The organism is Asanoa sp. NPDC049573 (genome assembly GCF_040676615.1).
Taxonomy (GTDB): domain Bacteria; phylum Actinomycetota; class Actinomycetes; order Mycobacteriales; family Micromonosporaceae; genus Asanoa.
The window spans coordinates 16668-26539 of the sequence record NZ_JBFAPI010000023.1; the positions used below are offsets into that span (position 1 = coordinate 16668).

At 73.1% G+C, this 9872-nt stretch carries 11 protein-coding genes; 2 read left to right on the forward strand and 9 right to left on the reverse strand.

Annotated features, from left to right (window positions below; genetic code table 11):
- Positions 1-50: 50 nt before the first annotated feature.
- Positions 51-728 carry a hypothetical protein gene (locus AB0J74_RS33985; RefSeq protein WP_363455671.1) on the reverse strand — a complete coding sequence of 226 codons (678 nt, stop codon included), beginning with the start codon at positions 726-728 and terminating at the stop codon, positions 51-53.
- A gap of 36 nt (positions 729-764) precedes the next feature.
- Complete coding sequence (locus AB0J74_RS33990) at positions 765-1385, reverse strand: helix-turn-helix domain-containing protein (RefSeq protein ID WP_363455674.1); 621 nt, start codon at positions 1383-1385, stop codon at positions 765-767.
- A gap of 89 nt (positions 1386-1474) precedes the next feature.
- Between AB0J74_RS33990 and AB0J74_RS33995 the strand changes: the two genes are divergently transcribed.
- Complete coding sequence (locus AB0J74_RS33995; protein ID WP_363455676.1) at positions 1475-2332, forward strand: TIGR03560 family F420-dependent LLM class oxidoreductase; 858 nt, start codon at positions 1475-1477, stop codon at positions 2330-2332.
- Between the two features lie 46 nt (positions 2333-2378).
- Positions 2379-3149, forward strand: coding sequence for an NAD(P)H-binding protein (locus tag AB0J74_RS34000; protein ID WP_363455679.1), 771 nt, complete (start codon positions 2379-2381; stop codon positions 3147-3149).
- Positions 3150-3172: 23 nt separating this feature from the next.
- Here the strand turns inward: AB0J74_RS34000 and AB0J74_RS34005 are convergent, their stop codons facing one another.
- From AB0J74_RS34005 to AB0J74_RS34035, 7 genes are all read right to left on the reverse strand, one after another.
- A complete protein-coding gene (locus tag AB0J74_RS34005; protein WP_363455682.1) occupies positions 3173-4120 on the reverse strand; it encodes a zinc-binding dehydrogenase in 948 nt (315 codons plus the stop codon).
- A gap of 34 nt (positions 4121-4154) precedes the next feature.
- Positions 4155-4559, reverse strand: coding sequence for a tRNA (N6-threonylcarbamoyladenosine(37)-N6)-methyltransferase TrmO (gene tsaA / locus AB0J74_RS34010; RefSeq protein ID WP_363455686.1), 405 nt, complete (start codon positions 4557-4559; stop codon positions 4155-4157).
- Positions 4552-5799: an RNA polymerase sigma factor gene (locus tag AB0J74_RS34015; protein WP_363455689.1), complete on the reverse strand. Its 1248-nt coding sequence runs from the start codon at positions 5797-5799 to the stop codon at positions 4552-4554. The genes tsaA and AB0J74_RS34015 overlap by 8 nt, the downstream gene beginning before the upstream one ends.
- A gap of 9 nt (positions 5800-5808) precedes the next feature.
- The gene (locus AB0J74_RS34020) at positions 5809-6159 is read right to left on the reverse strand and encodes a YciI family protein (protein ID WP_363455692.1); all 351 of its coding nucleotides are present in this window, start codon (positions 6157-6159) and stop codon (positions 5809-5811) included.
- A gap of 129 nt (positions 6160-6288) precedes the next feature.
- Positions 6289-6723 carry a VOC family protein gene (locus AB0J74_RS34025; RefSeq protein WP_363455695.1) on the reverse strand — a complete coding sequence of 145 codons (435 nt, stop codon included), beginning with the start codon at positions 6721-6723 and terminating at the stop codon, positions 6289-6291.
- A gap of 10 nt (positions 6724-6733) precedes the next feature.
- Positions 6734-7636: an NAD(P)-dependent oxidoreductase gene (locus tag AB0J74_RS34030; protein ID WP_363455697.1), complete on the reverse strand. Its 903-nt coding sequence runs from the start codon at positions 7634-7636 to the stop codon at positions 6734-6736.
- Between the two features lie 171 nt (positions 7637-7807).
- On the reverse strand, positions 7808-9862 hold the full coding sequence (locus AB0J74_RS34035) for an MDR family MFS transporter (RefSeq protein WP_363455700.1): 2055 nt from the start codon (positions 9860-9862) through the stop codon (positions 7808-7810).
- Positions 9863-9872 lie beyond the last annotated feature (10 nt).

A 9872-nucleotide genomic window follows, 5' to 3' on the forward strand; every position in this document is an offset into this window, starting at 1 on the left:
GCTCCTTCCGTGGGGGATCAGCCCTCATGATCTCCCACGGGAGCAAGTCCTCACAACGCGCGACGGTGATGCCGGCGCCGTCCGATCAGGACGGTCGCCGCGATGACCACCGCGGCCAGGCCGGCCAGCACCGCGAGTCGCGGCGAGGGCGCGGGTCCGGCCGGCGTCGAGGAGGCGACCGGTCGCACGGCAACAGGCGCCGCCGCCGCGGCCAGCTCGGAATCGGCCTGTACGAACGGATCGCGGGACTCGTCGACGGGTAGCACCGGCGGCTTGACCGCCCCGGGCCAGTATTGCGCGAGATGCTCGGCGGTCAGCGCGGTGGTCGTCGGCAGCTGCTGGAGGCCGCCCTTCGCGCTGATCGTGCCGACCCGGTAGGGCGCGAACCAGCCCTGCACGCCGATGATCGTGAACGGGCCCTCGTGCGGGAGCACGACCGACACCGCGTAGTGCGCCGGCTCGGTCAGCTTCACGGCCGCGAAGCGGGTCTCGGCGCCCTTCCCGTCGACCAGTCGCAGCCCGACCTCGTCGAGCACACCCTCGTAGGGGTGGAACCCGTGCTGCAGCACCCACATCCCGACCGTGTAGGTCTGGTTGACGGTGAGTTGTGCCGGCATCGGCTCCAGGACCGTCGCGGCCCAGCCGCCGGCCTGCGCGGCGCCGGGCGCGGCGATCGCGCCGAGAACCAGAGCGAGAACCGCGACCGCCAGGCGCTTCAGATAGGACATGTTCGCCACCTCCGCTGGTGACGAGCCGCCCGTGGGTCAGCCGGTTCCCGCCGACTCGGCCCGCAGCGCGTCGAAGCTCAGCGCCGGTCCGGGTAGGACCGTCGTGACGGCGGCCGACCGCAGCCCGTCCAGCACCACGTCGGCGTGCCGGTGGGCGAGCGCGGCCTCGACGCCGGCCGGCAGCCCGCCGGGCAGCGGCCGGGACAGCCGCACCACCAGGGTGCCGAGGTCGCCGACGGTCACGTCGGGTCGCAGCAGCCCGGCCGACTGCGCCGACCGCACCAACCCGTCGAGCAGCGCCCCACCCTCGGCGGTCAGGGCCGGATCGGTCTGCGGCACGCTGTCCAGCAATGTCGGGATGACCGCCGCGACGCCGAGGTCGAGCGCCTCGTGCACATACCGGCGCAGCGCGGCGAACGGGTCGGGCTCGGCGGCGACCGCCGCGCGGACGGCCGCGGTCGCGGCCAGCACCGCTGCCTCGACCACCGCCCGGGCGAGCGCGCTCCGGTCGGGGAAGTGCCGGTAGAGGGTGGCGATCCCGGTGCCGGCCCGCCGCGCGATCTCGTCCAGCGGTGCGTTCGGCCCGCGCTCGACGAACACCTCGCGCGCGGCGGCCAGGATCCGCTCCCGGTTGGCGATGGCGTCCCTGCGGGTCACGCGACCCACTATACGGAGAAAGATCCTCCAGAAATGGTGGTACGGTCAACGAAGCGGAGGAATTTTCTCCGGAAGGAGGGAGCGAGCCCATGCGCCTCAGCATCAACATGACCAACGCCGCCTTCCCCGGCCCGCTGGCCCGCGACCTCGCCGACGTCGCCCGCGCCGCGGACCAGGGCGGCCTCGACACTCTCTGGGTCGGCGACCACCTGATCCAGGCCGAACCCGGCCTCGACCTGACGGAGCCGGCCGTCGAGGCGTACACCACGCTGGGTTTCCTGGCCGCCACCACCTCGCGGCTGCGCCTGGGCACGATGGTCTCGGCGGTCACCTTCCGCCCGCCAGCACTGCTGGTCAAGGCGGTGACCACGCTCGACGTGCTCAGTGGCGGGCGGGCCTGGTTCGGCGTCGGCGCCGGCTACCACGAGGCCGAGGCGGCGATGATGGGCCTGCCGCTGCCGCCGGCCGCGCACCGGTTCGCGCTGCTCGACGACACCCTGCGGCTCGCGCTGCGGATGTGGTCCGGCGACTCGTCGGCGTTCGACGGCGCCCGGGTGCGCCTGGACCGGCCGATCGGCAGCCCGCTCCCGCTCACCCGGCCGCACCCGCCGATCCTGGTCGGCGGCATGGGTGAGCAGAAGACGCTGCGGCTGGTGGCCCGCTACGCACAGGCGTGCAACCTGCCCGACATCCCGGACGGCGGTGCGACCATCCGGCACAAGCTCACCGTGCTCGAGGGGCACTGCGCCACCGAGCGCACCGACTTCGCCGCGATCGAGAAGACCGTCAGCACCCGGCTGGGCGCCGACGAGACCCCGGAACAGTTCGCCGAGCGGGCCGCCGCGCTGGCCGGGCTCGGGGTCGGCCACCTCGTGGTGATCGTCCGCGGGCCGTGGACGCCGGCGGCGGTCGAGCGGCTGGCCGCAGCCGGCCGGCTGCTGGCGTGACGGCCGGCACCGTCACGTTTCACCGGGGCTGTCTCGTCGTCAGGGCATGCGCGTACTCGTTATCGGCGGCTCCGGTGTGGTCGGGCGACCCACCGCGAGCGCCCTACAGCAGCGCGGCCACCAGGTCGCGGTCCTGACCCGCGGCGGCACTGCCGGGCCGCCCGGCACCGAGGCACTCCGCGGTGACCTGACCACCGGCGCCGGCCTCGAGACGGCACTCGCCGGCGTGGACTGCGTGGTCGACTGCGCCAACATCACGACCCTCTCCAAGGCCGCGGCCGTGCGCTATTTCACCGACACCACCACCCGGCTCGGGCGGCTCGCCGAGGCCGCCGGCGTCAAGCACCGCGTGGTGCTGAGCATCGTCGGCATCGACAAGATTCCGTACGGCTACTACATCGCCAAGCTGGCGCAGGAGAAGGCCGTTCTCGACGGCCCGGTCCCGGCCACCATCCTGCGGGCCACCCAGTTCCACGAGTTCGCCGGCCAGGTGATGGCACAGTCGACCTTCGGCCGGTTCGCGTTCGTGCCGAAGGCCGTGACCCAGCCGATCGCGGCCGGCGAAGTGGGCCTCGCGCTCGCCGAGGTGGTCGACGACGGCCCGCGCGGTCGCGTGCCGGACATCGGCGGCCCGCGCGTCGAGCACCTGCCCGACCTGGCCCGCCAACTGGTCCGGCATCGCGGCGAGCGGAAGACCGTGATCGGGGTACGGCTGCCCGGTAAGGCCGGCAAGGGGATGAACGGCCCGGACCAGCTGCCGGGCCCCGGCTCGGTCCTGCGCGGCCCGACCTTCACCGACTGGCTCGCGAGCCAGTAGCGCTTGGTCGGGCCGGCGCGCGGCTACGAAGCTGGTACTAGCAGCGTCTTGCCCACGGTGGAGCGTGCCTCGATGGCGGCGTGTGCGTCGGCGGCACGCTCCAGCGGGAAGCGCTGGCCGATCACCGGGCGGAGTCGGCCCTCGGCCGCGAGGCGCAGTGCCTCGGCGGTCAGGGCGCGCAACTGCTCGGGTGTGCCGCCCGCGCCGCGGATCAGGGTGACGCCGCGGGCGGCGGCCTGCTCGTCGGTGACGTCCGACCAGGCGCCGCTGGACAGGCCGTAGCTGACCATCCGGCCGCCGCGGTCGAGCAGGTCGAACGCCGCGCGCGCGACCGTGCCGCCGACGCCGTCGAAGACCACGTCGAGCGGGCCGACACCGGCCGACCACCCGTCGACCGTGTAGTCGACCGCCCGGTCCGCGCCGACATCCAGGACCAGGTCGAGCTTGGCGCTGCCGGCCGCGCCGGTCACCGTCGCACCGGCCGCCTTCGCCAACTGCACCAGCAGCGTGCCGACGCCGCCGGCGGCCGCCTCGACCAGGACCCGCTCGCCGGGCTTGGGCGCGGCCGCGCCGAGCAGCAGCAGCGCGGTGCGGCCGTCGGCGAGCAACGCCACCGCAGTGTCCAGGTCGACGCCGTCGGGCACCGGCACGAGGCCGGCCGCGTCGACCGCGGCCCGCGCGGCGTAGCCGCCCGAGCCGCCGGTCGAGGTGACCACCCGGGTGCCGACCAGCGCGGTGGACACCCCGTCGCCGACCGCGCTGACCACCCCGCCCACGCCGTTGCCGGGGACCATAGGGAACTCGCCCTTGAACGGCCCGAACCCGCTGGCCCGGAACATCGTCTCGACGAAGGTGATGTTGGCGTAGGCCACGTCGACCAGGACCTGGCCGGGACCGGGGACCGGATCCGGGGCCTCGCCGGGCACCAGCACCGACGGGTCACCGAACCGGGTCAGCCATACGACTCGCATACGACGAAGGATCACACCTCAACCGAGGTTGAGGTCAACGTTCGGAGATCCCACCGAGGACGGGCTTGACGTCGAGGATCGGCGTACCGTCGAGGGCTTCCAGGTTGTTGACCTTGATCCGTGCGCCGTCGACCGACAGCACGGTGACGCGGTGCAGGCCGATCGGGTTGGGCCGGTCCGGCGAGCGGGTGCTGAACACGCCGGTCAGCGGCCGGTCGGCGGCGCCGCGCGGGCGCACCGCAAGCACGTCGCGCGCCGCCCGGTCGAACCAGGTGAGCAGCAGCACCTCCTGGCCCGGCGCGAGGTCGGCGAGCGCGGCGGCGACCGACGGGTCGAACTCGAGCCAGGCGTCCGGGCCGCCCTCGTCGCCCTGCTTCGGCGCCGCCGCCGCGTCGGTGAGCGGCGAGCGGACGACCCCGACCGGTGAGATCTCAAACATCCAGCGACTCTAGGCGACGGGTGAGATACGCGCGTTCCGGGTCGTTGCCGACCAGCGCGAGCGCGGCCCGGTAGGCCTCGGCCGCCTCGGCAGGGCGGCCCAGCCGGCGCAGCAGGTCGGCCCGGGCCGCCGGCAGCAGGTGGTAGGCGGCCAGGCGCCGGTCGGCGGTCAGCGCGTCGAGCAGGTGTAGGCCGGCGGCCGGACCGTCCACCATGGCCACCGCGACGGCGCGGTTGAGGTCGACCAGCGGCGAGGGCGCCACCGTGCGGAGCACGTCGTAGAGGGCGACCACCTGCGGCCAGTCGGTGGTCGCGACCGAGGCCGCGTCGTCGTGCACGGCGGCGATCGCGGCCTGCAGCGCGTAGGGACCGGGCGGGCCGCCGGTCAGCGCCTCGACCACCAACTGCCGGCCTTCCGCGATCTTGTCGGGTGTCCACAGCGACCGGTCCTGCTCGTCGAGCAGCACCATGTCGCCCCGGGCGTCGACCCGGGCCGGGCGGCGCGCGTCGACCAGCAGCATCAGCGCGAGCAGGCCGGTCACCTCGCGCTCGGCCGGCAGCAACCGGTGCAGGATGCGAGCGAGCCGGATGGCCTCGTCGGCCAGGTCGCCGCGGACGAGCAGCGCGCCGGCGGTCGTCGCGTACCCCTCGGTGAAGATCAGGTAGACCACGTGGAGTACCGCCGGGAGCCGGTCGGGCAGTTCGGCCGCGGACGGCACCCGGAACGGGATCCGGGCCTCGCGGATCTTGCGCTTGGCCCGCACCACCCGCTGCGCCATCGTCGCCGGCGGCACCAGGAACGCCCGCGCCGCCTCCGGCGTGGTCAACCCGGCCAGGCAGGTGAGGGTCAGCGCGAGTTGCGCGTCGAGGCCGAGCGACGGGTGGCAGCAGGTGAAGAACAGCCGCAGCCGCTCGTCGGGCTCGTCGCCGCTCCACACCGGATCGACCGGCGGCGGCGTGTCGCGCCGGTCGGCCTCGACCTGGAGCAGGGCCAGTTTCGCGGCGAACACCTTGTCGCGGCGGAGCAGGTCGACCGCCCGGTGGCGGGCCACGGTGAGCAGCCACGCCCCCGGGCGGTCGGGAACACCGTCTTTCGGCCAACGGGCCACGGCGGACGCGACGGCGTCGGCCGCGACCTCTTCGGCCAGATCGAGGTCGCCCAGGGTACGGACGAGCGTCGCCAACAGCCGGCCCCACTCCTCGCGGAACACGGCCTCGACGGATGGACTGCCCGTACCCATGACGGCTCGCTACTCGCCGAACTCCATGATCGGCCGCACCTCGACGGACCCGTACTTCGAACCGGGGCACCGCTCGGCCCACTCGATCGCGGCGTCCAGGTCGGGCACGTCGATCAGGTAGTAGCCGCCGAGCACCTCACGGGTCTCGGCGAACGGCCCGTCGGTGACCGTCCGCTGACCGTCCTGGACGCGCACGGTGGTCGCGGTCGTCGACTCCTGCAGCGCGTCGCCGCCCTTGGAGACGCCGGCCTTCTGGATCGCCTCGGAGTAGGCCCAGTATTCGTTCATCACCTTCTCCGCTTCGGCCGGGTCGGGCGTGCCCCGGTTCTCCTCGCTGTAGATCAGCAACAGGTAGCGCATGGGTTTCTCCCTCAGGCATGCAGTGGTCGGTGACCACCTCTCATCCTGACGACGTACGACTTCGCCGCAATCGACATCAGGTCTCGGATTTTTTTCAGCGGCGCCGCGGATGATGTCGCCGCGCTCTGGTTAGTGCGGCGTGGCTTTCGTCGTGCTGTGCGGCGGCTGTGGATCCAGTTCCTGGAAGAGGGTGATGTGCAGGTCGCCCGGTGCGTCGAGGCGCGCGTTCAGCGACCGCCACGGCGTCTGCGTCGGCGGTGCCACGGGCACCGCGCCGGCGTCGACCAGCGCGGCCGTGTCGCTCGTGGTGTCGTCGACCTCGAACGCGATCCGGAACCGCGGCGCCACCGGGTGACCGACCTCGACCTCGTCGATGAAGCGATGGTGCGCCGTGTTGGCGATCTCCAGCGTGGCCCGGCCGGCCTCCAGGATCATCACCCGCTCGTCGCCGCCGCCGCTGAACGCCGCTTCCTCGGTGAGCCCGAGCGCGTCCCGGAAGAACGCCACCGCGGCGTCGTAGTCGTCGACCTGGACCACCAACCGCATCTGCCTGACCTCTGCCATGCGAGGAAGGCTAACCGCGGCTCGACCGGCTCCGCAGTTCGCGCAGGTGCTTGGCCATCGTGCTGATGTCCTGCTGGCCGTAGCCGTCGGCGAGCGCCGCCGCGACCGCGGCCCTGTTGGCCTGGGCCTGGGTGACCGGCACGCCGACCCGCTCGGCCAGCGCCAGCACCAGGTCGGCGTCTTTGGCGACGAGGTCGAGCGAGAACGCCACCGGGTTGTCGTCGGGGTGTTCGAAGATCGCCCGTTTGTATTTCAGGAACGGCGCGCCGGTGGCGCCGGACAGGAACACGTCGTACGCGGTGGCCGGGTCGATGCCGGCCGCCTCGGCCAGCACGTACGCCTCGCTGAGGCCCTGGTTGATCGCGATCAGCAGGGTGTTGATGGCGACCTTCATGGTCGCGCCGGTCCCGGTCGGCCCGATGTGGAAGACGTTCGCGCTCATCTGTTCGAGGATGGGCCGGACCCGGTCGACGTCGGCCGCGTCGCCCGCGGCCAGGGCGGTCAGCGTGCCGCCCTCGACGCTCGACACGCTGCCGGAAACCGGGCAGTCGACATGCACCCCGCCCGCACCGCGCACCATCTCGGCCAGGCGCAGCGTGGTGCGCGGGTCGACGGTGCTGGTGTCGACGACGGTGGTGCCCCGGCGCAGCCCGGCGACGATCCCGTCGCGGCCCTCGTGGGCGGCCAGGTCGGCCTGGTCATTCGACAGCGAGACGAGGACGACGTCGGACGTGCCGGTGGCCTCGCGCGGCGTGCCGGCGACGGTCGCGCCGGTGCGGGCCGCGACCTGCTCGGCCCGCTCCCCGGTGCGGTTCCAGGCGGTCACCGGATAGCCGGCCGAGCGCAGCCGCCCGACCATCGCCCCGCCCATGTTCCCGGTGCCGATGACGGCCAGCCGCGGCTTGTCGGTCATCCCACCATCCTTACACCGATGATCACGCCGGGTCGGCGTGATCGCCCAGCCCGCGGCGAGCACCGCGAACGCGTGGTCGGCGGGCTCCCACGCTGGCTGCTTCCCGAGGACGACGGCGGCCCGCTGGTCGGGGCCCGGGCGTCGCGCGAGTTCTTCGGCGCGCCCTGCGGCTCACCGGCCCGGCGCGTCCAGCGGGTCCGGGTCCGGGTCGGTGTCGGCCAGCCGCGTGGCGATCTTGCTGAGCGCCGCGTCCAGCGCCGGCCCGGTGGGCCGCTGGCCGTCGCGGTCGGGGAGCTTGGTGAGCAACCAGGTCTTCCACGCCTCGGCCAGCTTGCGGTAGGACTCCTCGCCCCGCTGCGTCAGGCCCAGGCACTCGTCGTCGTCGATCGTGACCAGGCCGCGCCAGGCCGCCGCCGCGAACGCCGGTCGCAGCACCGAGGCCGGCAGCCGGTAGGCCCGCCCGATGCCGGCCACGTCGACCGGGCCGGCGTAGCGGGTGCGCAGGTGGATCTGAGTCAGGCACCACGCGTCGCCGGCGGCCAGGCCGGTGTTCGACGCCGCCAGCACCGCCGGAGCGGCGGCCTGCCCCTCGGTGCGGATCACCCGGGAGACCGCCCGCTCGAGTTCGCCGTCGGAGCCCTGCGCGTCGGGCATGCCGAAGCCCTCGCCCAGGTCGGGAGCCGCGGCCCGGGCCATGTCGCGCAGCGGCACCTCCTTGAGGAACCAGGCCAGCACGAAGGCGACCAGCGGGACCGGCACCGCGTAGAGGAACAGCGCGTGCACCGATTGCGCGTACGCCTCGATGATGGGTCCGGACTGTGCCGGCGGCAGGTCGTGCACCGCGCTCGGCAGCCCCAGCACGCCCGACGGGAGCACCCCGGTCTGCCGCAGCGCGTCGGTCAGGTGGTCGTTGAGCTGGTTGGCGAAGATCGTGCCGAAAACCGCGGCGCCGAACGAGCTGCCCAGGGTACGCAGGAACGTCACGCCCGAGGTGGCCACGCCGAGGTCGCGGTAGGCGACGGTGTTCTGCACGATGATGATCAGGATCTGCATGGACAGGCCGATGCCGACGCCGAAGACGAACATGTAGAGCGACGTGTTCAGCGTCGACGTGCCGGAGCCCATCCGGGACAGTAGGTAGAGCCCGAGCGCCATGACCAGGCCGCCGACGATCGGGAAGACCTTGTAGCGGCCGGTGCGGCTGACCGTGTTGCCGGCCAGCACCGCCGTGACCAGCAGGCCGACGACCAGCGGCAGGGTGCGTACGCCGGAGGCGGTCGCCGACACGCCCTGCACCCACTGCAGATAGGTGGGCAGGAAGGTGAGCGCGCCGAGCAGCGTGAAGCCGACGACGAAGCTCAGCGCCGCCGAAACCACGAACACCCGCGACTGGAACAGCCGGATCGGCAGCACCGGCTCCTTGGCCCGGCGCTCGGCGAAGCCGAAGGCGACCAGCAGCAGCACGGAGATCGCGAACAGCCCGATGATCACGGGGGAGGTCCAGGCGTACTCGGTGCCGCCCCAACTCGTGGCCAGCGTGAGGCCGGCCGCGCCGGTGCCGACCAGCACGATGCCGAGATAGTCGATGATCGGTTTGCCGCGGCTCTTGATCGCCGGGATGGTGCGGGCGGCGACCAGGATGACCACGACGGCCAGCGGCACGTTGATGTAGAACACCCAGCGCCAGCCCAGGCCGCTGTCGGTGAACAGGCCACCGATCAGCGGGCCGATCACCGTCGCGAGCCCGAACACGGCGCCCAGACCGCCCTGGTAGCGGCCCCGGTCGCGGAGCGGGATCACGTCGCCGATCAGCGCGGTCGCGGTGACCAGCAGGCCGCCGGCGCCGATGCCCTGGACCGCGCGGGAGAACACCAGCCAGAGCAGGCTCTGCGCGGCCCCGCAGAGCAGCGAGCCGAGAATGAAGATCAGCGCGCTGATCTGGAAGATCCGCTTGCGGCCGAACTGGTCGCCGAACTTGCCGGCGAGCGCGGCGGCGATGGTCTGGGCCAGCAGGTAGGCGGTTACCACCCAGGAAAGATGGTTGGCGCCGCCCAGGTCACCGACGATCGTCGGCAGCGCGGTGGCGACCACGGTCTGGTCCATCGCGGCGAGCAGCAGGCCGAGCACGACGGTGCCGTAGATGACGTTGATCTGGCGGCGCGACAGTTCGCGTGGTCGGGCCTCGCCGCTCGGTGCTACTGCCCTGTCCGCTGTATCCACTGCCACGCGCACCCCC

What these genes read in the sequence shown, in the direction of transcription:
- AB0J74_RS33985 (WP_363455671.1), bottom strand. Translation starts at nt 728, where the DNA reads ATGTCCTATCTGAAGCGCCTGGCGGTCGCGGTTCTCGCTCTGGTTCTC.
- AB0J74_RS33995 (WP_363455676.1), top strand. Translation starts at nt 1,475, where the DNA reads ATGCGCCTCAGCATCAACATGACCAACGCCGCCTTCCCCGGCCCGCTG.
- AB0J74_RS34000 (WP_363455679.1), top strand. Translation starts at nt 2,379, where the DNA reads ATGCGCGTACTCGTTATCGGCGGCTCCGGTGTGGTCGGGCGACCCACC.
- AB0J74_RS34005 (WP_363455682.1), bottom strand. Translation starts at nt 4,120, where the DNA reads ATGCGAGTCGTATGGCTGACCCGGTTCGGTGACCCGTCGGTGCTGGTG.
- tsaA (WP_363455686.1), bottom strand. Translation starts at nt 4,559, where the DNA reads ATGTTTGAGATCTCACCGGTCGGGGTCGTCCGCTCGCCGCTCACCGAC.
- AB0J74_RS34015 (WP_363455689.1), bottom strand. Translation starts at nt 5,799, where the DNA reads ATGGGTACGGGCAGTCCATCCGTCGAGGCCGTGTTCCGCGAGGAGTGG.
- AB0J74_RS34020 (WP_363455692.1), bottom strand. Translation starts at nt 6,159, where the DNA reads ATGCGCTACCTGTTGCTGATCTACAGCGAGGAGAACCGGGGCACGCCC.
- AB0J74_RS34025 (WP_363455695.1), bottom strand. Translation starts at nt 6,723, where the DNA reads ATGGCAGAGGTCAGGCAGATGCGGTTGGTGGTCCAGGTCGACGACTAC.
- AB0J74_RS34030 (WP_363455697.1), bottom strand. Translation starts at nt 7,636, where the DNA reads ATGACCGACAAGCCGCGGCTGGCCGTCATCGGCACCGGGAACATGGGC.